Source organism: Pseudoalteromonas shioyasakiensis, assembly GCF_022398475.1.
GTDB lineage: Bacteria > Pseudomonadota > Gammaproteobacteria > Enterobacterales > Alteromonadaceae > Pseudoalteromonas.
Window position 1 is genome coordinate 1 of the sequence record NZ_JAKEVM010000073.1, and the last position, 21,455, is coordinate 21,455.

The following is a 21,455-nucleotide window of genomic DNA, read 5'->3' on the forward strand; positions in this document are numbered from 1 at the left end:
CCACTAACCACTAACCACTAACCACTAACCACTAACCACTAACCACTAACCACTAACCACTAACCACTAACCACTAACCACTAACCACTAACCACTAACCACTAACCACTAACCACTCGCAACTTTTTACTAACTCCCCCATCTGTACTATCTTTTCTAAACCAACCTTGCAGGAGAGTAAGATGTATTTAGTTAGACTGATTTACACAAGTGAAATTAGCGATGGGTTTGGGCCCAATGACATCGAAGATATTCTCGAGAAAGCTAAGCAGAATAATGCAGAAAGTAATGTAACTGGGCTACTTTGTTTTAATAGTAATCACTTTATGCAATGCCTTGAGGGGTCACGAAAAGCAGTTAATGATACTTATCATCGAATTCTTAATGACAAACGACACCGCAATATCATCATGCTGAATTACTGTGAAATAGTAGAGCGTGAATTTGAGAATTGGTCGATGGGATACATACCTAATTCAAAAATGACAACTCCATTAAACTTAAAGTACTCAGGTACCAGCGAATTTAATCCATTAGCCATGTCGGCAGGAAGCGCCCATAAACTTATGTTGGCTTTACGGGACTCATTGCTCAAACATACTATGTAGGGCTTGTAAGTGTCACTACAGTGACACTTGCTCACCTTCATTCAATATGTAAAGAGGGACTTGGCTGTTCATCTGTTTTTGCATATGCAGTAATCTTAATAATGCAGAGTGGCTTGAATGGTCACCCATTTGCCAGCTTGAGTTGCCATAACCCCATGGGATCATCACTTTACAGTTTAGCTCCTCTGCGGCGTTTAAGCTGTCTTCTGGCGTTGTATGAACATAGCGATACCACTTACCGTTTTCTTCATGGTAATAAGAAGCGATAGGCATTAAACATACATCAATCTCGCCGTATTTTTGATTAATATCTTGGAAGTGTTTTGAGTAACCGGTATCACCAGCAAAAAACAAGGTTCTACCATTTTGCTCAAGTAACCAACCATTCCATAAATCTTTATTGTGGTCGTCGTAAATGAAAGGCACCATTATACGACTGCTAAAGTGATGAGCTGGCAGCGCATGAATCGTTAAATCATTAATTTGTGTACTTGCGTACCACGCCATTTCTGAAATATTAAAGCCACCCGTCGGGAAGTTATCTGCAAAGCCTAATGGCACTAAGTAGCGGGGGGTATTGCCAATCTCTTCTATATCCGCCTTGTTAAAATGGTCATAGTGAATGTGTGAGTACATTACTGCATCTAAGTCATTAAGTTCAGCATGTGATGGCCAAAAACCAGGTTTGCGATAAATGCCGCCAGCAAGCTTAAAGGCAAAGTCTACGGGCGAATCAAACTGATCTTTAACTGGGTCAAACAACAGCTTCTCACCATTTGGTGATTGAATATAAAACCCAGCATGACCTAACCAGCGCACCGTAAAACCTGAATTGATTGCAGGCACATGTTGTTCTGCGTGAAACTCGCATTGTGAGTTACTGTCGTCGCACACAAGGAGTTCTGATGCTTCATAGCAATTGTCAGTGCAGGTTGTTGGGTATTCTTTATCACCCGGATAAAGGTTGTGGTAGCGGCCTTCGTACTCTCCCTCAGTTTTTAACGGAGTAATGGTGCCTTCACCGGCAATAATATCAACAGTGTTTGAATTACTGCATGCACTTAAAAGTGCTGCTGCAATAAGAATTGAGAGTGTTTTTAAATGCATACCATGCTTACTTTTTATTCTTTGCAGTGAGTTTAGCAAAATAAAATTTAAGATAAATCATTAAAAAGTAACAAGAGGTTACATAAAAAAAGCCTACGTTTAAGTAGGCTTTTTTATTAATAGCTTGAGCTGATTAGCCCGCTTTGTTCATTTGCTCAATGAACTTATTAGAGTCTTCAATTGATTTGTTCATGTCGTCCATTAACACTTTTATATCGCGTTTTAGGCTTGTGAACTCACCTTTGATTGCAGTTACAGCTTGTGCGTTTAGATTATGTTTTAAGTACAAAACATTATCATGAAGTGATGATAATACCGGCTCCATTTTGCTTTCTGCGCTACGCATTGAGCGAAGTAGTTGATCAAATTGGCGCTTAGTTGCATTGAGCTTTTTGCTGCTTTCACGTTTAAGAGAGGCGCTTTTGTATTGCTCTAGTTCATCGGCCCATTCATCAAATAGCGCTTCAGCTACATCTTCTACTTTATTGATATTGCTTGTTACGTCGTTTGCTGCCGCGAGGCTCGACTCGTAATCATCATTCAGTTGATTGTAGGCATCTTGTAGCTCACCACCATCAAAGTTGATCAGCGTGGTTAATCTGTCTAATGCTGATTGAAACTCTTCTTGTGACTCTTGCTGTGCTTCTTTTGTTTCTTCTACGCGGTCTACTAAAATGTCGCGCTTATGCACACCTACAGATTCCATGGCTGAGTAGTAAGCTGACTGACAGCCTGATAATGCCATTGTTACTGCAAATAGTGGTGCACTTAAAAGTGTCAGTTTTTTCATTGAGAATCCTTTTTAGGTACCTGTCATTTCAAATTATGTGGTGGATTGCTATGATTATCAAAACATTTTAGCAGAAATTAGATTCTATGGATGAGAAGCTCAGTCGATATAAGTTGCAATTAAGCACTTTTTTAAAGCAACAACCTACTTGGTGGATGCAGTATCTTAATCGTTGTATTGACGATCAAATCACTGTTAATGCTGGGTACTTGGCTTATGTGACCTTATTATCAATCGTGCCTTTAGTAGCGGTTGGTGTGGCTATTTTTTCTGCTTTTCCAGGATTCGAAAGCACGTTAGTGACCATAGAAAACTTCTTGTTTACTAACCTTGTGCCGACCTCTACAGATGTAATTAAAGAGCATATCAGCGCTTTTGCCGGTAATGCGAATAAAATGACTGCCGTTGGTGTGGGTTTTTTAGCGGCGGTATCTTTGTTACTTATTCGCAATGTCGATGCTACATTAAATCGAATTTGGCGTATTAAGAAAAAGCGCCCAATGATGATTTCGTTTGCCGTTTATTGGATGGTGCTTAGTTTAGGCCCTGTGTTATTAGGGGCTAGTATTGGTGTTACTTCATACATCGTGTCGTTAGTGTCGTTTGCCGATCAAGGTATCCCCGGCTTTAGTGGCTTTTTATTGAAATTATTACCTTACATAATTTCAATGATTGGCTTCATTATGCTCTATACTTTAGTTCCTAACACACGAGTTCCATTTAGAGCGGCAATTCCGGGCGCTTTGTTTGCAGCTATGTTGTTTGAGCTGACAAAAAAAGGCTTTGCTTTGTACATCAGCCACTTCCCATCATACGAAGTTATTTATGGGGCGTTGGCGACAATCCCTATTTTATTTGTATGGGTGTATTTGTCGTGGATTGTCGTATTACTCGGTGCAGAATTTACAGTATGTATCAGCCCTGAGAATATTGAGGACACGCCTGATATAGAGGTTTAAATTCACTGCACCTAAGGAGAGCGAGGTGCAGTTACATCCACAATATGTTGCCAACCGTGATTATCACTTAAGTGTTGGCGATGGTCATCAAATCCACGTGCAAGAATATGGTGCGTCTACAGGGATTGCTGTGGTGTTATGCCATGGCGGGCCTGGTGCGGGTCTATGCCCTGAAAATTGCCGCTTTTTCGACTTAGAACGTTTTCGAGTGATCATGTTCAGTCAGCGCGGTTGCGGTCACTCAACACCCCATGATAGTTCAACCAATACCACCTCAGAATTAGTTGCCGATCTCGAGTATTTACGCCAGCAACTGGGTATTGAAAAGTGGCTGGTGTGTGGTGAGTCATGGGGTGCCACTTTGGCACTTGTCTATGCTATTCATCACCAAGAGCATGTTGCAGGGCTTATTTTACGGGCTAGCTTTTTAGCTTGTAACAGTGACTTCGAGTGGCTTTACACAACAAAAGGAGCCGGCGCGCATTTTTACCCTGAGTGCTTTAATGAATTTGCACATGATTACACTGATTGGCGTGCCTTACTCGACTTTTATCAGCAGCAACTAAACAATGATGATCAAATTAAAGCCAGTAAATTTGCCAAGTTATGGTGTCATTGGGAGCAGGTGCTATGTCATGGTGAGCCTTTGACAAACTGGAGTTTACAGGAGCCCCATGTCGGGTTAAATCAAGCAAAGTTAATGGTGCATTATTTTCGTCATCACTGTTTCATTGAAGAAGGCTTTATCGCAGAAAATGCACATCTACTGACTCATTTACCTATTTGGTTTATTCATGGCCGCGCCGATTTGATCTGTCGATATAGTGCCGTACAGCAGCTTGCTGAACAGTTAAATGCACAATTATTGATTTTAGATGGCATTGGGCACAGCAGCGATAATCAGGTATATTTGGCGGCAATGCGACGTGCCGCAGATTTAATGTATATCAAGTTATCGAGGGATCAATGCAAGGCTTAATTCAAAGAGTAAAACAAGCAAAAGTAGAAGTGGCAGGCGAAGTAGTTGGTGAAATTTCACAAGGTATTTTGCTGCTATTAGGTGTTGAAAAACAGGACACCGAGCAAAGCGCCCAGAAGCTTTTACACAAAGTCAGCAATTACCGCATTTTTACCGATGAACAAGGAAAGATGAATTTAAGTTTGAATGACATCAAAGGTGAGCTTTTAGTGGTTTCGCAGTTTACGTTAGCAGCTGACACCAAAAAGGGTATGCGTCCGAGCTTTTCAAGTGCTGGCACCCCAGAACAAGCCAATACGCTCTATGAGTATTTTATTGCTGAAGCTAAAAAAACGGGCTTAACAGTGGCTACAGGGCAGTTTGGTGCTGATATGCAAGTAAGCCTATGTAACGATGGTCCCGTTACTTTTAATTTATCTGTGTAATACCAACTCGCAATAATACTTAATCATTTTGAGGGATTAAACCTGTCGCTAACTGCGTTAAAAATCTCTCATTTACGACTGCATGGATGCAGCAGGTAGAGCAATGCAGGAGCAATTGCCGAGAACAACTAAATAACGAAATTTTTGCCTTGTTATCAACGAGGTTTTATTGCCTCAAAATAGACTACTTAATTAAGCGGATTGGTATAAGCATTTTTATTTTTTGATCATCACGATGTGATTCACGTAGTCGGGGATTTTTACAATGCTTGGGCGCTTGCCAAACTCGGTGATTAGCAGGTGCTCAAGTTGTTTTAGTTGCGATGGGTGATTAGATAAAAAATTAATGAACAACAAGCCATCTTTTGCCATCGCTGCTCGTAGTTTGGTGTAAAACTGGTGCTTGTATAAAAATAATGGCGCATCTACCTCACTGAATAAATCTAGGATAATCCAATTATATTCGTTGTTTTGCTCTAATACTTGCTGCGCATCAAAACAGTGCAAGTTATTGGCATGGTCGCCACCAAAGTAGCGTTTATAGCAGTGAATTATGTCGGGGTTTTTATCAACCGATGTCAGTTGGCTGTCAGGGTAGGTGTGCTGTAAGTAATTACGAATAGCACCACCGCCTAGCCCTAGTTCTAAAATCTTTTTAGGTTCCTCTAAGTCTTGCCAAAGTTTTGCAAGGTATTGTAAATGCGGGAAAAGTAACCTGGCAGGTCGGCGTTTTTCAATGACCGATTGCAGAGTTTCGTTGATCAATAACCAGCGTAATTGGTTAAGTTGCCTAACTTGAATACTGTAATTGCCTTGTTTATGCCAATAGATGAGTTGCCCTAATCGGTGGCAGTCCTCAATAAAACTATGTTTTACTGCGCCACTGGGTTCAAGAAAATGTTCCATATTTCGGGCCTTTAGCAATTTGTTTATTAAAATAAGACAATTATTTCAGCATAGACCAGCAGGCTTAAAGTGCAATTGTGCATTAGTTTTTACAGCCAAGAATAATAATTTAGGCTGGGTCACCAAAGTATTATTCCAACTTGTTAGAAGATCGCGTATCGTAATTCGCATTCCAAAGGCCACGACAGAAAAACAACAGACAGTGGCTGAATTATCACAGGAGTTTTTATGTTTAAAGTGACCACCCCACAAAGCAGCGAAGATTGGCAAGCGTACTATTCATTACGTTGGCAGGTTTTAAGAGCACCCTGGGGCGAGCCGCGTGGTTCTGAGCAAGATGACTTAGAGCAAGACGCTGAGCACCGCTTTATCAAAAATAATGACGGCGAAGTATTAGGTGTAGCTCGCCTGCATTTTAATAATCATCAGCAAGCGCAAGTTCGTTATATGGCGGTCGCTGAAGGTAATCGTAACCAGCATATTGGTAGCCGTTTATTACATGAATTAGAAAAAATCGCATGGACTCAAGATGCCGACGAGCTGGTATTGTTTGCTCGTGAGCGAGCCCTTGATTTCTATAAGCGTCATGGCTACGAATTAAAAGAAAAAGCGCACCTTGCCTATGACGATGTACAGCATTGGAAAATGGTAAAACAAAAACCATCTGAGCCGGGTTGGTTCCGTCATCCAAACTGGACACAAGTACTGCAAAACACTTGGCGTGAGTCGATCCCAATCAGTGATGCGATGGGCATTAAAGTTGAAAGCTATACCGATTGGCAGTTTACTACCCGCGCTGACTTAGATGCGAACTTAAACCTTCATAACACTATGTTTGCGGGTTCAATTTATAGCTTAGCTACCTTAACAGGGTGGGGCGCAACTTACCTAGCGCTGAAAGAAGCAGGCCTCGAAGGAAATATCGTGTTAGCTGATGCCAACATTAAATACCTTAAACCACTAAATAACGACCCTCGTGGTAGTGTTGAGTTGGCTGGCTTTAAAGGCAAGTTAGCGGATTTAGAAGACAGTGGCAAAGCAAGCTACCATGTGCCAGTAAATGTATACGATGGTGATGTGTTAGTAGCAGAATTCGAAGGTCACTTCATCGTTAAAAAATAACGACTATTTAGAGCGAGCTAACTAAAGCTCGCTCTTCATTAATAGAAGTTAAAGCAAGTCAGTTAACAGAATACCCACACCAAAACGTTCAATATCGGCGTTGTAATCAATCAAGCTCTCACCATAACCATTAAAATATTGTGCGTAGCCACGTAATCGGCCCCAAAGAGGGAAAGACCAATCTAATTGGATTGCACCACGATTATCTGAATTTAAGTTATTACGGGTCATAAAGCTAAATTCATGCTCGTTGTAACGGTATGCACCTGAAAACTCAAAGTAACCCATGTATTTGTAGATATCAGGATTATCATCGCCACGGGCTTCTAGCTCATCGTCCTTTTTATCTTCAGGAATGCGGTACCAAGGCTTAAAGCTAAAAACAAAGCCATCTTTTTCCCATAGGAAATCGGCATAGATACGGTTCCATGAACGTGAGTTAGGCTGGCTGCGGCCATTCGATTGGTGTGAGGCACCAATTGCAATTGCCATTTCATCGCCCCAAAGCACATGCTCAGGATCAAGGTAGTTCACCCAGAAGATCTCTGGTTCGTAGTTTGTTTCACGAAACGGTGATGAAATATCTTTGTTGTAAAACTGCCAAAACGATTGCATGGTAAACGCAAAGAATACGCCCTGATCTTTATCTGAAAAGCCTTCGAAGATAGGCACTTTAATTGAAAGTTGATATTTCACTTCAAGATTATCAAGTGGCTCGCCATCAGTTTGCTCTGCAAGATCTTTTAAACCATCAAAAGGACGTTCATTCGGGTTAGATACGTATGAAAGCGGTAATATGTAGTTACGCTTATGTGGGGTGATCACATTACGGTTTTTCTTGCTCACTTCTTCACGGGCTTTACGCTTATCTAAAGCGGTGAGCTTTTTACTCTCGTCTAAGTCTGAGCATTTTTTACGAAGTTCTTCGAGTGTTTGTTTACCGTCACCGCCAATCGCTTCGTTCAAAATACACTGCTTTACGAGTTCTAGCGCATCGTCTTGTTCGTTAGTTTGTGGTTGTTCAGTTTGAGCAAATACAGGTACAGAAAATAAACCAGCTGCTGCCAGCCAAATGCGCCATCCCATTGCAGTTCCCTTTCAGTAGACTTTTAAGTAGGTATAATTATAACGATTTTTACATAAGTAACCGTGAACTTGTACTGAATTGTTGAAATTTTAGGTAAATAGAGAGCCCCAAGCTAAGCTTGGAGCCCTGCTGTAACGGCCTAAGGGCATAAGCCGTTGACTCTCACGCAATGAGAAGGGATGAGCTTATAGCTCAAATACGTTGGTAAAAAACTTATAAAGTTCGGTGCCTTGATTCACGCTTGCTGAAGCAAAATGCAAAATAGCAATGGCGTCTTTATCAAAGCTTAATGTTTGTAGCGGCTGCTCAGAAAGGTAGCGCTCCATTCTTAAAATACGGGCAATGGGCTCGCCTGCTTTAATATGGCCGCCAAGTGGGGCAAGATATTCAACCATGCCACCCATAGGTGCGTAGTAAGCTACATAATCTTCAAGCATGCAGGCATAGCGTGTCATCGCTTTTGGTTGATACGCTGCATCAACTAATACCTCTTTGTGGTTGAGGTAACTTAAAATGCTATTTGCATCTTCAAGAGCCGCACTTAAATCGATTTTCTCTTGGCTACCTAGCTCAACGGTGAATGCTTCGACTTGAACAGCAAATTCACGGCCTTGTTTGCCAAGCTCTTCAGATAGTGACCACCATGGGCAGAAACTCGCTTCATCCATGGCGCCATCAAAATCACTTGGGATTAATAACACATGCTCGATGTTGAAGTAACTTGCGCTGTCTTTGGCGTATTCAGGGCAATATAAGTGCTTACTTGAGATAGGCCCCGTGTGAAGGTCTAAAACAATATCAGCCTGATGGGCAAGCTTTTGCAAGTTAAGGGCAATACGCTTACCCGTTGTTAGGCTGTAATCAGGGCCCTTTAATTGATTGTCGATGTCAGCAACGAGTGCCTGTTTAAATGTAGCTTTAAGGGTCGCATCATCACTGTCTTTATGCTGTTCAGCAATCTGTGACGGTAACGCTTTATTAAAGCGGTACATGCGGTTCCAGTTGGTACCCGTGATTGGATCGAAGCGACCTAAAGTAAACTCACCTGATTTTTGGTTGCAACCAATAGGGTTAGCATAAGGAACTAGGGTAATATCGCCACGCAGCTTGAGTGATTTTAGCTGCTCAAGCAATTGATAAATTACTGCATTACCTTGTACTTCAGCGCCGTGCATATTTGCTTGTATATACACGTTTGGTCCCGTGTCATCGCCTTTTAAACGATACACAGGAATTGTTAGAGGTAGGCCGTTGGCAATCTCGCCAACCACAATATTCTCTTGGCTGATTAACTCTTTACTCATGGCGATTACCTTAAATAATAGCTGGCATCTTCAGCGCTACGAATGCACTCAATATTGCCTTGTTCAAGGATGTATTCAGCCGCTAATTCGTGACATAAAAAGTACGGCATACTTTCGGTAAAGCCGTAAGCGCCACATTGGCTGAATACCAACCAGTCTTGCTCATTTAAATCGCTCGCTAATTGGTGCTCACCTAAGCAATCAAGGGCGGTGCAAAGTGGCCCGTATAAAGTCATTGCCGCAGGCTCAGCCGTTGACTCGCGTAGTAAGGCCGCTGGAAAATCTTGGCTTGTTACAGCAGGGCGAAGTAAATGGTTAATACCACCTGATAAAATGACCTGTTGTTGATTGTAATTCTCTTTGCGCTCAACAACCGGTGTTGCGTAATGGCCGCATTCGCCCACCGCATAGCGGCCAAGTTCCATCCAAAGCTCTTTGACACCGGCATCTGCTTTAATAGCCGCCAGAGTCTCGATAAGTGCAGACCAATCGAGTCGGTTAGCATCTTGAGTATAAGGTATGCCTAAGCCACCCCCTAAATCGAGAATATTAAGGTTAATATTTAATGAGCTTGCTAGCTGTTGTAATGGCGCAATCATTGCGCGCCATAGCTCGGCGAGCTTGTCAGTACTTAGCATATTGCCCCATTGGAAAATATGCAGGCCATCAAAGTTAAGAGCTGGGTAATCACTTACAGTCAGTGCTTGCCACTCATCACAGCCCAAACCAAAAGGAGTAAGACTATCGCCGCCAAGTGGATTCTTTTCGCTGTCTGGCCAACGAAGTTGTACGCGCAATAGAACTTGCAGCTGACAATTTGCTTTTGTTGCTTGTTCGTTTAACCAGCGAACTTGGTTAATGCTCTCGGCCACAAAAGTACGTACGCCGCGAGCAATAAAATGTGAAATTTGTTTAGGACTCTTTGCAGGCCCTGTGTTGAGCACGCGCTCGCTATCGATGCCTTGAGCAAGCACTTGCTCAAGTTCACCTTTACTTGCAACATCAAAGTTAAACCCTGCGCTGTCTAAACATTGAATAATGCGAGACAGTGGGTTGGCCTTAACGGCATACCAAAGTTTCACATCGGTTTGCGCAGTCAGTTGATTTAAATGTGCAGTTAATTTATCTAAATCATAGATAAAAAATGGCGTATCAAGATGTGTTGAAACTTGTTCAACCGCTTGCTTGATGGGCGTGCTCAAAAAGCTCATTAACGTAAAACCTCTTCTAACAGTAATGATGCATCGCTTTGTTCATCACGGTATTTCACGATCAATGCACAAGACATGCTTAGACCATGCTCGCGAGCCCATGCATTTGAAGCAGGGCGAGAGCCTGGGATCACAATCGCGTTTTCTGGGATGGCTTCACCTTTGTCTAGCTGGCGCTCGTTAACGCAATCGTAGACAGGAATAGTTGCAGATAAGCGTACACCTGGCGCAAGTACAGCACCTTTTTTCACAACCACACCTTCAACAATAACGCAGCCTGCGCCGATGAATGCGTCATCTTCAATAACCACAGGGCTAGCGCCAATTGGCTCTAGTACACCACCTAATTGTACTGCAGCACTTAGGTGAACATTTTTACCCACTTGTGCGCATGAACCCACTAATGCGTGGCTATCGACCATAGTACCTTCGTCGATGAACGCGCCAATATTCACATATGCTGGTGGCATGATAATCGTGCCTTTGGCAACGTGTGCGCCACGGCGAACACTGCTACCACCTGGTACCATACGCACGCCTGCATCTGCTGCAAAGCCTTGTGGTGCTAAGTTGTGCTTATCAACAAAACCACCAGGGAACTCAGTATTAGTGCCGTTTTTAAAGGCTTCTAAAATGCCTTGTTTAACTTCAACATTGGCGTGCCAGTTGCCGTTCTCGTCTTGTGTTGCTGCGCGAACTGCGCCTGATTCTAAGTTGTTTAATAATTCTAACCAGCTCATGATAAAACCTGTTTTTAGTTCCAAGATAAAATTGTGTTGTTTGCGTGGGTGATGCTGTCTGTTTGCTCAAGCTCTAAATGCGTAAGCGGCGGACGTAAATGCGGGGTATTTATTTTACCTTGCAGGTGCATCAGTACTTTTACTGGGATTGGATTTGCCACAGCGAATAAACTTTGGATTGCTTGCGACCAATCGGTGAATAGATTTGGGTATTGACCACTTAAACTACGTTTAACAAACTCATGGGTTTGACTCGGCCAAGCATTCGCGGCAACCGAAACTAAGCCTTTTGCACCAGCTTGAGCAAAATATGGCATAAGTGCATCGTCGCCACTAAATATGGCCAGTGTTGGTGATGCCGTTCTAAAGCCTTCAAATTTGCTAATGTCGCCACTGGCTTCTTTTAAAGCCCAAAGATTTTTGTGCTCAGCAAGGTTTTTGATCACCTGTGGTGAAATCTCAACTGCGCTGCGTCCTGGTACGTTATACAACATACATGGGTGGTTACTTGCGTCTAGTAGGCTTTCAAACCAATGTGTTTGGCCAACAACCCCAGGTTTTGCATACAGAGGTGAACCTAACAGGTAGCCATGAATAGGTAGTTGGTTGCAGTATTCAACCCAAGCAATTTGTTGCTTAAGATTCATGCCGCCCACAGCAACCATGAGTGGGACACTTGGTGCTAATTGGCAAACATGTTCAACAATGGCTTGTTGCTCTTTGAGTGAAAGCGCCAGTCCTTCACCGGTACTGCCAAGCAATAAAATGCCATTATTTGCATCTTGCTGCTCCGCAACCAGTTGTTCAAGGGCCGTGTAATCGACCTCGCCAGATTCAGAAAATGGCGTGACAAGCGCTGTCCATAGTGGATAGTCGTTTAAATCAAAATTGTTGATCATCTCTCACGAACTTATAAGGTATTCGAAGAGTTTATGCGGGAGCATTTGAATGGAGCCGCATGTCGTCGTTCGAACAAGGTATAATTCGAAGAGCGAATGGGCTTAAAATAATAAAGACGCGACGGCCTTATTATACTAAGACCAGAAGCTCTCCACCAAACTAATCAATAGCGCTTTGCTATTGTTGGTGACAGTCGCTGGGATTCAGCCCAGTCGCCCGAAATAAGCACCTCACAAACGGTGTTACTTCTCGGCGTTAATTCCCCTTACGTATGATCAACAGAGTCTGTGCTCTTCCCATACGCTACCTGAATAACGCACCTCTTCCAGCCCTTTATGCTCGCTTTAAAGGTTAAAGCCAACATAGTTAAATAGGGTATTGGCGGCGATTAAAGCATTTTAGCCATCTAGGTGTCAAGGCGAAGAATTTGTTTTTTAGTGACCGATTTTGCAACATGGTTACGTATAAGCGTGTTTTTACGTACACTTAGCGTTAACCAAATAAATTGGAAAAATGATGGAAAAATTTAACGATATTTATCAGCGAGCCGTATCTCGAAAAGGCAGCGAAGAAATGCTGCATGCATTGTTATCAAACCCGCTCGATGATACTGATATTGCCAAAATGCATGACGATTTATGGTTAGAAGAGTTTACGCGTAAAGTCTTTCAAAGCGGTTTTTATTGGTCTGTTATCAATAATAAATGGGCTGGTTTTCGTGATGTGTTTTGGGATTTCAGCGTAGAAAAGTTGTTGATGATGCCGCCAGATATGCTTGAGCAAAAAGCCAGTGATGAGCGAATTGTTCGTAATTTTAAAAAAGTACAAACGATCCCTGAAAATGCGTACATGATCCACGAAGTTGCCGAGAAACATGGCAGTTTTAGCCAATTTATTGCAGATTGGCCAACTGACAATATTATTGGTTTGTGGGCCTATCTTAAAAAGCATGGTGCGCGTCTAGGGGGAAATACTGGCCCGTACGCTTTGCGAGCGCTTGGTAAAGATACTTTTTTGCTTTCTCGCGATGTAGAAGCCTACTTGCGTGCCCATGAGTTGATTGATGGCGGCTTACAAACTAAGAAATCGTTACAAGCAGCACAAGATTTTTTCAATGAATTACAACAGCAAAGCGGTTACAGCTTGCAGGCTCTAAGCCAACTAGTGGCCTATGGTGTAGGCGATAATCGTGTAGGTGTAGCAACACGTTAAGGACAGTTATGGAACTGCAAACCCGATACACAGATATTAGTGAACTGCTTGCTATTAAAGATATGCCGAGTGCCGTTGCTAAGCCACAATTACTGCTATTTAATGACAAGCTAGCTGATAATTTTGAAATTAAACACGACAGCGAATATTTAGCTAAATTACTATCTGGTTCAACAATAGATAAAGATGTTGCACCGGTTGCACTTGGTTACTCAGGTCATCAATTTGGTCATTTTTCACCGCGTCTTGGTGATGGTAGAGCGCATTTGCTTGGTGCTATTGCAGATAACAATGGCACATTGTGGGACTTACAGCTAAAAGGCGCAGGAGCAACTGTATTCTCTCGTGGTGGTGATGGTCGCTGTGCTATTGGTCCGGCTGTACGTGAGTACATCATGAGTGAGGCACTTCATGCGCTTGGTATCGCGACTACGCGTTGTTTAGCAGTGGTTACTACTGGTGAAACAGTGTATCGCCAGCCACCTCGCCCGGGTGCAGTTGTCACTCGTTTTGCTAAAAGCCATATTCGTGTTGGCTCATTTCAATACTTAGCTACACAAGGTGATATAGAAGGGTTAGAAAAGCTAGTCGACTACGCAATAAATTGCCACTTTCCTGACATTAGCGGTACGGGTGAGCAGCGTTATATTGAATTTTTAACCGCCGTGTTAGATAAGCAAATTGAGCTCGTTATCAGCTGGATGCGAATTGGCTTTATACATGGCGTGATGAATACCGATAATACCTTGATTAGCGGTGAAACCATTGATTATGGTCCTTGCGCGATGATGAATCAGTTTGACTTAGACACGGTGTTTAGTTCGATTGACCATCAAGGGCGCTATGCATTTGGTAATCAGCCGAACATTGCCAATTGGAATATTGCGCGTTTAGCTGAAAGCTTAATTCCTTTATTTACTGATCAAGATGCTGCCGTTGAGCAACTCTCACCGGTTGTGAATGGTTTTGCTGCTAAATTTAATGATGCATTTAATACTATGTGGCAGCAGAAATTAGGATTAGCAGGTCAGCAAGAAGGCGATAACGCTTTAGTTTCAGAGTTACTGGGGTTAATGAAGCAACACCAACTTGATTACACCAACACTTTCAATGCACTTACTGAATCTTTAGTGAAAGACTTTGTTATAGATTCTAATTTAAAAGAATGGGTTTCAAAATGGAGGCTCAGAACATCAGCTGAAAGTTACAGCACAATGCGAGCCGTTAATCCTGCAGTCATTCCGCGTAATCATAATATTGAAATGATCTTGGCTGAGTATGAAAAGGCCGGATCTAGTTTATCAATCAATGAGTTTTTAAAAGTCATTCAAAAACCATATGAGTATGAGGAAGAATTTGCGGCATGGTATCAACCTCCGAAGGAAGGTGATTGTAATTACCAAACTTTTTGTGGTACTTAAGGGTTAATCTTTATGGTTGATAACAATTGTAAATGCTCATTTTTTTAAATCTGAGTGTTCGTTGATTGAGCAAGTTAGCTGCCAGTGTTATGATTTATATCAATAAAATAGCACTAAAGTTTTGCTTTTTAACGAAAATTTACAAATAAAGTTGCTTTCAACTTGTTGATTTAAAAATAACCAATATAATAATGTAATTGGGAATGGACTTTTATCGGTTTTGAAGTCAGTAGATTAGGCTGAATCGGCTTTCACCTAATCATAACAAAGCGATCTAAAGGCATTGTTACGCAAAGTTATTTAGATAACCTATTATTTGGGTAATTGACTGAAATTACTCGGCAAGATTTTTGTTCTGTACCGAGTTCGTTAAGTTTTGATTAACTATTAGTCGACTACTCTGTTTAAACTGATTGAGCTGGTTTGACTTAGCTACAATTTTAATTGTGAAAATGGGAAGGAAACAATGAAATTAAAATCACTTACTATTGCTTTAGCACTTGCTGCAACTAGTGCTTCAAGCTTCGCTGCCGAAAAGCAAGGTTTCTACATCGGCGCATTTGGCGACTACTATGATAATTCTTGGGAAAATGTCCGCGACTACACTCCAGGTGGCCTTGATGTTGATGACTCTACAGGTTGGGGTTTAGAGCTAGGTTACCGTTTTAGTGATTACTGGAGCGCTCGTTTAGAATACGCTGATATGGACTTCGATTGGAAAGCTGATCTAAACGACGGTACTTCTGTTAGCGGTACTGAAAGTGGCAAACGTTACGGTATTGACGCTTTATATCACTTAGGTGGTGGTCCATTCTACGGTATTTTCGGCCTTAAAAATCTTGATGCGGTTGACGAAGATCTAATGTTCGCAAACGTAGGTGCTGGTTACCAACACTACTTCACAGATAACTTCGCGTTTAACGCTGAAACATCTTTATACCAAGGTCTTGACCGTGGTTACACAGATGTTGGCGCTAAATTAGGCCTAAGCTATATCTTTGGTGCGCAAAGCTCAGCTTCTGAGCCAGTTGAACCTGCTCCAACAGTTGTTCCTGTTGCGGTTGAGCCAGTTGATAGCGATGGCGATAACATCCCTGATGCTGATGACCAATGTGCAAACACGCCAATGACTGACGCTGTTGATGGTACTGGCTGTACATTATATGAAGATCGTGAAGTAACTAAGAGCTTACTAATCACGTTCCCTAACAACACGTCTAAAGTATCTCAACAATACTTAGATGATATTGACCGCGCTGCTAAGTTCTTAAAAGAGCACCCAGGTACTGACGTAGTACTTGAAGGTCACACTTCATCAGTAGGTAAAGCTGACTACAACAAGTGGTTATCTAAGAAACGTGCTGATGCTGTTGCTAAGAAACTAATCGAAGACGGTATTGACCCAATGCGTCTTACTACTGTTGGTTTAGGTGAAGAGCGCCTTAAAAACCCAGCAAATACGCCAGAAGCTCACGCTGAAAACCGTCGTGTTGAAGCGAAAGTATCTGTAATTGAGCGTGTAAAAGTAGAGCGTTAATCTAACTCTTTACGAAAATTTTAAAACCCAGCCTAGTGCTGGGTTTTTTCACTTCTAACACCTCTAAAGTAAGTAGATAGGAATGATTCTTAATAAATATTCATTTGAATAGCTTTTTTTTCTAGTACTATTCATGCTATTTATAGTGAATATTAAACTCCTTACTTACAGCATGGATTTTCATCTATACTTAAAAGCTTTATAATTAACCGTCAGAATACTATAAGTGCTGGGTCTTAATTGGTATTTAGCTTAATACTACCGAGTACTTTCACGTCACCAAGAGGGCAATATTGTGCTACAAGAATATCGTAAACACGTAGAAGAACGTGCCGCGTTAGGTATCGTACCAGCGCCATTAGATGCTCAGCAAACGGCTGATCTTATTGAATTAATCAAAAACCCACCGGCAGGCGAAGAAGAGTTTATCGTTGATCTTCTAGTTAACCGCGTACCACCGGGTGTTGATGATGCTGCTTACATCAAAGCAGGTTTCTTAGCTGCAGTTGCAAAAGGTGAAGCGAGCTCTCCACTTGTATCAAAAGAAAAAGCAGCTGAGCTACTTGGTACTATGCTAGGTGGTTACAACATCGCACCTATGATTGATCTTCTAGATGACGAAGCGTTAGCGCCGATCGTTGTTAAAGGTTTATCAAACACATTATTAATGTTCGATGCTTTCTATGATGTAGAAGAAAAAGCGAAAGCAGGTAACGAATTTGCTAAGCAAGTAATCGAATCTTGGGCAAATGCAGAATGGTTTGTAAACAAGCCTGCAGTTGCTGAAAAAATCTCAGTTACGGTATTCAAAGTAACTGGCGAAACAAATACTGATGACCTTTCTCCTGCTCCAGACGCATGGTCTCGCCCTGATATTCCACTACACGCTTTAGCAATGCTGAAGAACGAACGTGATGGTATCAATCCTGAAAAACCAGGTGAAGTTGGTCCAATCTCACAACTAGAAGAGCTTAAAACGAAAGGTTTACCTCTTGCATACGTTGGTGATGTAGTTGGTACGGGTTCTTCTCGTAAATCTGCAACAAACTCTGTACTTTGGTTCATGGGTGATGATATTCCTCACGTACCAAACAAACGCGTTGGTGGTGTATGTTTAGGTGGTAAAATCGCTCCTATTTTCTTCAACACAATGGAAGACTCTGGTGCATTACCAATCGAACTTCCTGTTGATGAGCTAAACATGGGTGACCAAATCGATATCTTCCCATACGAAGGTGTTGTTAAGCGTCACGGTACTGATGAAGTAATCTCTACTTTCTCACTTAAATCAGATGTAATTCTTGATGAAGTTCGTGCTGGTGGTCGTATTCCACTAATCATCGGTCGTGGTTTAACTGACAAAGCACGTGCATCACTAGGTATGGAAGCTGAAGATATCTTCCGCAAGCCTGCTCTTGTAACTGATTCTGGTAAAGGCTTCACATTAGCTCAGAAGATGGTTGGTAAAGCATGTAACATGCCTGGCGTACGTCCTGGCCAATACTGTGAGCCGAAAATGACAACTGTTGGTTCGCAAGATACAACAGGTCCTATGACGCGTGACGAACTTAAAGATCTAGCATGTTTAGGCTTCTCTGCAGATTTAACAATGCAGTCTTTCTGTCATACATCAGCTTATCCTAAGCCAATCGACGTAAACACTCACCACACACTTCCTGATTTCATCATGAACCGTGGCGGTGTATCACTTCGTCCAGGTGACGGTGTAATCCACTCATGGTTAAACCGTATGTTATTACCAGATACAGTAGGTACTGGTGGTGACTCTCATACTCGTTTCCCTCTAGGTATTTCATTCCCAGCGGGTTCAGGTGCGGTAGCATTCGCAGCAGCAACTGGTGTAATGCCTCTTGATATGCCTGAGTCAATCTTAGTACGTTTCAAAGGTGAAATGCAGCCAGGTATCACACTACGTGACCTAGTTCATGCTATCCCTTACTACGGTATTAAAGAAGGTCTTCTTACTGTTGAGAAGAAAGGTAAAATCAACGAATTCTCTGGTCGCGTACTAGAAATCGAAGGTGTTGAGCACTTAACTGTTGAGCAAGCTTTCGAACTTTCTGATGCATCAGCTGAGCGTTCAGCGGCAGGTTGTACTGTTAAGCTTTCTAAAGAGTCTATTGCTGAATACCTAGAGTCAAACATCGTAATGCTTAAGTGGATGATCTCTGAAGGTTACGGTGATGTTCGTACTATTGAGCGTCGTATCAATGCAATGCAAGAGTGGTTAGCTAATCCTGAACTTATGGAAGCTGACGCTGATGCAGAGTACAAGCATGTAATCGAAATCGATCTTGCAGACATCAAAGAGCCAATCCTTTGTGCTCCAAATGACCCAGATGATGCACGTCTTCTTTCTGACGTAACAGGCGAGAAAATCGATGAAGTATTCATCGGTTCTTGTATGACTAACATCGGTCACTTCCGTGCTGCAGGTAAACTACTAGATGGTTTCAGTGGTCGTATCCCAACTCAACTTTGGGTTGCACCACCAACGAAGATGGATAAAGACCAGCTTACTGATGAAGGTTACTACGGTATCTTTGGTCGCGTAGGTGCACGTATCGAAACTCCAGGGTGTTCACTATGTATGGGTAACCAAGCACGTGTTGCTGATAAAGCAACTGTAGTTTCTACCTCTACGCGTAACTTCCCTAACCGTCTAGGTACTGGCGCTAACGTATTCTTAGCATCAGCAGAGCTTGCAGCAGTAGCGGCAATCTTAGGTAAATTACCTACACCTGCTGAGTACCAAGAGTATGCAGATAAGATCAATGCAACTGCAGCTGATACTTATCGTTACCTGAACTTCCACCGTATGCCTCAATACACTAAAAAGGCAGACCAAGTGATCGTTCAGCAAGCTGTATAATTAGTAATAATTAAATTTACTAGTATAAAAGCCCGCACCTAGCGGGCTTTTTTATTAAGTTTTTGTTCAGTTTGGTTTGTAAAATTAATACATTTGTCTACACTGATTATTGTTAAAAGTTAACAGTTGTAACTTTGTGTTTAATGTTGTAACCAAGGAAGGCGGGCATCATTTCTTGGCTGCATAGATTTTGCAAATCAAGGAATTGAACAATGAAAGCACTTCTTCTTTTACTCCCCCTTAGTGGTTCGGCTCTTGCTGTTAACCCCTCTTTTAGTGAAGTTCGACTCGGTTTTGAAACGATTAGCTATAGTGAAACTCTTAATGATGTAGCAGGGTTTGGCAAGTTGAGCCAGTCAATTGATGTGACCAATCCCGCAATACGACAGATATCATACACAGGGATCGATGATGATTGGGGATTCTATATTGAAAGTGCTGCAACAATTTCTACTGAAATTGAAACTGAAACTTGGCATTTGGCAGAGTTTGGCGATATTCAAGAAAATGCATTTAAAACAAAAGCGAATGAGATCGGTTTTAAAGGTGCTTATAATTTTTCAAAAGCCATACAGTTTACTTTAGGCACTAAGTTTTTTACTTCTAGTTTTACACGCTCAAATTTTGCTTTTGTGCAACCAGGTGCGGCGGCATTTGATGAGGCACTGATTGCTATCTCAGATGATCCAGATAACCCCGCTCGTTTTACCTTACCGGGTATGAATAACGCGAACAATGTGGGCGACCAACAAGATTATAACTCCCAGCTACGCCCCGTGGTCTCTGTGTCAGAAGATCAAATGGGTATCTTGCTTACTTTAGGTGCCCGTTACGATAGTCGTTTAAAAGACAGTTTTAATAAGTACAGCTGGTATGCAGAAGCTGAATTGAGTACACCCATGTACTCTGAAATTCAAAATACTCAATTTGAAACAACTACATTAACCGACAGTTTTAATGGCTGGGGTGTGTTAGGACGAGTTGGGCTACGTTATCAAATAATGTCACATATTGCGTTAATGGGCGGTATTGATGCGCAATACAAATCTCGCGATATAGTGACTAAGAATCTTGAAAATGGTCAACGTCTGCGCGTACCTGAAGTCGAATATAGTAATGTGTCTTTTGCAGTTGGTTTGCAGTGGAGCTATTAATGAACAAGTTCGCCATAATTAGCTCATTACTTTTATTCTCTTTATCAGGATGTAAAACCATTGACTCGGTTCAGCAAGATTTAGGTTCTCTTGCGAGTAGTATTACAGGTGAAGAACAGGCGACCCCCGAACAAATACAGGCAGCCTATGAAAAAGCCCAAAGTGTTTTCCAAGAAGCACTGACAGCTTATAACCAAATAGATACGGAGAACTTAGCGCAATTTGATGAGGAGCGTGTAGCTAAGGCTCGTAAAGTATGGGCGGTGCTTGAGCCTGAGTTTAATGAACTGCGTTTAGCTCCTGAACATGCTTTAAAAAGTGCGTCACTGTTCTCATCTGATACGGTTGCAGATGAAGTCATGTCTCAAAGTCAGGAGGTCATTTCCTTGGTTACTGAAGCGCAGCTTGCCAAGCAAAGGATCACATCGGTTTTACAGCCAATTAGAGATGAATTCTCCATTTTAGATCAATTGGATGCTGAAACATCTTATGAAAAGCGTTATCGAGAGCTCGATAAGCAACATCAACAATTAAAGGAAATGCTCATTGACGGGCAAGAGCAGCAAGTTGCTGAGTATGTACCTAAGCTATTAGAGCAACTCATTGATTTAGAAAAAGACGCCGTTGTACAGTTTTATTTCTCTCAGTATATCGAAAAAATTTATGGGCTAGCTAACTCAAAAAAAGTCGATATATTTCCGACAGTTTATCAGGACGTTCGAAAACAATTAGAGCAAGGTGAAACATTTAGTAAAGCTAACTATCGTGAGTACGAGCAAATTAAACAACAAGCTGCTTTATTGTCATTACAAATCGATCGTATTAATAGTCTCTATGCTGAGTACTTAGCCCAAAAATCGGCTATTGATAAAGACACTGTTGAAGCGCACATGCTGAGTCTAGAAAGTGAAATTTATGCATTGACCATGGCTGCTGGTTTGGGTGATCTGAGAGGCCTCTCTTTTCAGGAGCAGCTTCAACAAGTAAGAAAAGCAATTAATTGAGTAAACCAAGAGCCACAGTTCGCTGTGGCTTTTTATCAAGTTTCCCTTTCTATGAGCAATTAAACTTGTCGTAAATTGTGCAACCTAAAACAGCCA

At 41.9% G+C, this 21,455-nt stretch carries 19 protein-coding genes and 1 riboswitch; of the genes, 11 read left to right on the forward strand and 8 right to left on the reverse strand.

The features are described 5' to 3' along the window. Positions 1-182 precede the first annotated feature (182 nt). On the forward strand, positions 183-608 hold the full coding sequence (locus tag L1D51_RS13015; protein ID WP_239963847.1) for a BLUF domain-containing protein: 426 nt from the start codon (positions 183-185) through the stop codon (positions 606-608). A gap of 15 nt (positions 609-623) precedes the next feature. On the opposite strand, the gene L1D51_RS13020 is transcribed toward L1D51_RS13015, so the two are convergent. Further along, positions 624-1,715, reverse strand: coding sequence for an MBL fold metallo-hydrolase (locus tag L1D51_RS13020; RefSeq protein ID WP_055020878.1), 1,092 nt, complete (start codon positions 1,713-1,715; stop codon positions 624-626). 133 nt (positions 1,716-1,848) lie between these two features. Continuing rightward, positions 1,849-2,505: a DUF2959 domain-containing protein gene (locus L1D51_RS13025; RefSeq protein ID WP_054563456.1), complete on the reverse strand. Its 657-nt coding sequence runs from the start codon at positions 2,503-2,505 to the stop codon at positions 1,849-1,851. An 86-nt stretch (positions 2,506-2,591) separates the two neighbouring features. Here L1D51_RS13025 and L1D51_RS13030 point away from each other — a divergent pair, with 86 nt between their 5' ends. From L1D51_RS13030 to dtd, 3 genes are read left to right on the forward strand one after another with little or no spacing between them, the layout of a single operon-like run. Beyond that, positions 2,592-3,464, forward strand: a complete 873-nt coding sequence (locus L1D51_RS13030) for a virulence factor BrkB family protein (RefSeq protein ID WP_054563457.1) — start codon at positions 2,592-2,594, stop codon at positions 3,462-3,464. Positions 3,465-3,489: 25 nt separating this feature from the next. Then, positions 3,490-4,443 carry an alpha/beta fold hydrolase gene (locus tag L1D51_RS13035; RefSeq protein ID WP_058583993.1) on the forward strand — a complete coding sequence of 318 codons (954 nt, stop codon included), beginning with the start codon at positions 3,490-3,492 and terminating at the stop codon, positions 4,441-4,443. Then, on the forward strand, positions 4,431-4,868 hold the full coding sequence (gene dtd / locus L1D51_RS13040; protein ID WP_054563459.1) for a D-aminoacyl-tRNA deacylase: 438 nt from the start codon (positions 4,431-4,433) through the stop codon (positions 4,866-4,868). The genes L1D51_RS13035 and dtd overlap by 13 nt, the downstream gene beginning before the upstream one ends. A 216-nt stretch (positions 4,869-5,084) precedes the next feature. Here dtd and L1D51_RS13045 read toward each other — a convergent pair whose 3' ends face one another. Then, positions 5,085-5,774 (reverse strand): spermidine synthase, encoded by a 690-nt coding sequence (locus L1D51_RS13045; protein ID WP_054563460.1) that lies wholly within the window; start codon positions 5,772-5,774, stop codon positions 5,085-5,087. Positions 5,775-6,002: 228 nt separating this feature from the next. Here L1D51_RS13045 and L1D51_RS13050 point away from each other — a divergent pair, with 228 nt between their 5' ends. Beyond that, the gene (locus tag L1D51_RS13050) at positions 6,003-6,896 is read left to right on the forward strand and encodes a bifunctional GNAT family N-acetyltransferase/hotdog fold thioesterase (RefSeq protein ID WP_239963848.1); all 894 of its coding nucleotides are present in this window, start codon (positions 6,003-6,005) and stop codon (positions 6,894-6,896) included. 48 nt (positions 6,897-6,944) lie between these two features. On the opposite strand, the gene L1D51_RS13055 is transcribed toward L1D51_RS13050, so the two are convergent. The 5 genes from L1D51_RS13055 to dapA all read right to left on the reverse strand — a co-directional run bounded on the left by L1D51_RS13055 (position 6,945) and on the right by dapA (position 12,137). Then, a complete protein-coding gene (locus L1D51_RS13055) occupies positions 6,945-7,982 on the reverse strand; it encodes a phospholipase A (RefSeq protein WP_054563462.1) in 1,038 nt (345 codons plus the stop codon). A 186-nt stretch (positions 7,983-8,168) separates the two neighbouring features. Continuing rightward, the gene (locus tag L1D51_RS13060; protein ID WP_239963849.1) at positions 8,169-9,287 is read right to left on the reverse strand and encodes a succinylglutamate desuccinylase/aspartoacylase family protein; all 1,119 of its coding nucleotides are present in this window, start codon (positions 9,285-9,287) and stop codon (positions 8,169-8,171) included. A 5-nt stretch (positions 9,288-9,292) separates the two neighbouring features. Then, positions 9,293-10,498 carry a PLP-dependent decarboxylase gene (locus tag L1D51_RS13065; RefSeq protein WP_054563464.1) on the reverse strand — a complete coding sequence of 402 codons (1,206 nt, stop codon included), beginning with the start codon at positions 10,496-10,498 and terminating at the stop codon, positions 9,293-9,295. After that, complete coding sequence (locus tag L1D51_RS13070; RefSeq protein WP_055020882.1) at positions 10,498-11,238, reverse strand: 2,3,4,5-tetrahydropyridine-2,6-dicarboxylate N-succinyltransferase; 741 nt, start codon at positions 11,236-11,238, stop codon at positions 10,498-10,500. The genes L1D51_RS13065 and L1D51_RS13070 overlap by 1 nt, the downstream gene beginning before the upstream one ends. Before the next feature lie 14 nt (positions 11,239-11,252). After that, positions 11,253-12,137, reverse strand: coding sequence for a 4-hydroxy-tetrahydrodipicolinate synthase (dapA, locus tag L1D51_RS13075; RefSeq protein ID WP_239963850.1), 885 nt, complete (start codon positions 12,135-12,137; stop codon positions 11,253-11,255). Between the two features lie 137 nt (positions 12,138-12,274). After that, positions 12,275-12,471: riboswitch (Lysine riboswitch) on the reverse strand. A 183-nt stretch (positions 12,472-12,654) separates the two neighbouring features. On the opposite strand from dapA, the gene L1D51_RS13080 reads away from it, so the two are divergent. From L1D51_RS13080 to L1D51_RS13105, 6 genes are all read left to right on the forward strand, one after another. Beyond that, positions 12,655-13,350, forward strand: a complete 696-nt coding sequence (locus tag L1D51_RS13080) for a DNA-3-methyladenine glycosylase I (protein ID WP_054563466.1) — start codon at positions 12,655-12,657, stop codon at positions 13,348-13,350. A gap of 8 nt (positions 13,351-13,358) precedes the next feature. Further along, the gene (locus L1D51_RS13085; RefSeq protein WP_239963851.1) at positions 13,359-14,771 is read left to right on the forward strand and encodes a protein adenylyltransferase SelO; all 1,413 of its coding nucleotides are present in this window, start codon (positions 13,359-13,361) and stop codon (positions 14,769-14,771) included. A gap of 466 nt (positions 14,772-15,237) precedes the next feature. Then, a complete protein-coding gene (locus L1D51_RS13090) occupies positions 15,238-16,308 on the forward strand; it encodes an OmpA family protein (protein WP_055198942.1) in 1,071 nt (356 codons plus the stop codon). A gap of 295 nt (positions 16,309-16,603) precedes the next feature. Then, the gene (acnB, locus tag L1D51_RS13095; RefSeq protein WP_054563469.1) at positions 16,604-19,201 is read left to right on the forward strand and encodes a bifunctional aconitate hydratase 2/2-methylisocitrate dehydratase; all 2,598 of its coding nucleotides are present in this window, start codon (positions 16,604-16,606) and stop codon (positions 19,199-19,201) included. 212 nt (positions 19,202-19,413) lie between these two features. Next, positions 19,414-20,355 (forward strand): hypothetical protein, encoded by a 942-nt coding sequence (locus tag L1D51_RS13100; protein ID WP_054563470.1) that lies wholly within the window; start codon positions 19,414-19,416, stop codon positions 20,353-20,355. Next, positions 20,355-21,359: a hypothetical protein gene (locus L1D51_RS13105; protein ID WP_239963852.1), complete on the forward strand. Its 1,005-nt coding sequence runs from the start codon at positions 20,355-20,357 to the stop codon at positions 21,357-21,359. The genes L1D51_RS13100 and L1D51_RS13105 overlap by 1 nt, the downstream gene beginning before the upstream one ends. Positions 21,360-21,455 lie beyond the last annotated feature (96 nt).

Bases quoted from the DNA above. Each gene is read 5' to 3' on its own strand.
- L1D51_RS13015 (WP_239963847.1), top strand. From the start codon at position 183: ATGTATTTAGTTAGACTGATTTACACAAGTGAAATTAGCGATGGGTTT.
- L1D51_RS13055 (WP_054563462.1), bottom strand. From the start codon at position 7,982: ATGGGATGGCGCATTTGGCTGGCAGCAGCTGGTTTATTTTCTGTACCT.
- L1D51_RS13070 (WP_055020882.1), bottom strand. From the start codon at position 11,238: ATGAGCTGGTTAGAATTATTAAACAACTTAGAATCAGGCGCAGTTCGC.
- L1D51_RS13050 (WP_239963848.1), top strand. From the start codon at position 6,003: ATGTTTAAAGTGACCACCCCACAAAGCAGCGAAGATTGGCAAGCGTAC.
- L1D51_RS13105 (WP_239963852.1), top strand. From the start codon at position 20,355: ATGAACAAGTTCGCCATAATTAGCTCATTACTTTTATTCTCTTTATCA.
- L1D51_RS13100 (WP_054563470.1), top strand. From the start codon at position 19,414: ATGAAAGCACTTCTTCTTTTACTCCCCCTTAGTGGTTCGGCTCTTGCT.
- L1D51_RS13020 (WP_055020878.1), bottom strand. From the start codon at position 1,715: ATGCATTTAAAAACACTCTCAATTCTTATTGCAGCAGCACTTTTAAGT.
- L1D51_RS13030 (WP_054563457.1), top strand. From the start codon at position 2,592: ATGGATGAGAAGCTCAGTCGATATAAGTTGCAATTAAGCACTTTTTTA.
- L1D51_RS13090 (WP_055198942.1), top strand. From the start codon at position 15,238: ATGAAATTAAAATCACTTACTATTGCTTTAGCACTTGCTGCAACTAGT.
- L1D51_RS13060 (WP_239963849.1), bottom strand. From the start codon at position 9,287: ATGAGTAAAGAGTTAATCAGCCAAGAGAATATTGTGGTTGGCGAGATT.
- L1D51_RS13085 (WP_239963851.1), top strand. From the start codon at position 13,359: ATGGAACTGCAAACCCGATACACAGATATTAGTGAACTGCTTGCTATT.
- L1D51_RS13065 (WP_054563464.1), bottom strand. From the start codon at position 10,498: ATGAGCTTTTTGAGCACGCCCATCAAGCAAGCGGTTGAACAAGTTTCA.
- L1D51_RS13045 (WP_054563460.1), bottom strand. From the start codon at position 5,774: ATGGAACATTTTCTTGAACCCAGTGGCGCAGTAAAACATAGTTTTATT.
- dtd (WP_054563459.1), top strand. From the start codon at position 4,431: ATGCAAGGCTTAATTCAAAGAGTAAAACAAGCAAAAGTAGAAGTGGCA.
- L1D51_RS13080 (WP_054563466.1), top strand. From the start codon at position 12,655: ATGGAAAAATTTAACGATATTTATCAGCGAGCCGTATCTCGAAAAGGC.
- dapA (WP_239963850.1), bottom strand. From the start codon at position 12,137: ATGATCAACAATTTTGATTTAAACGACTATCCACTATGGACAGCGCTT.
- L1D51_RS13025 (WP_054563456.1), bottom strand. From the start codon at position 2,505: ATGAAAAAACTGACACTTTTAAGTGCACCACTATTTGCAGTAACAATG.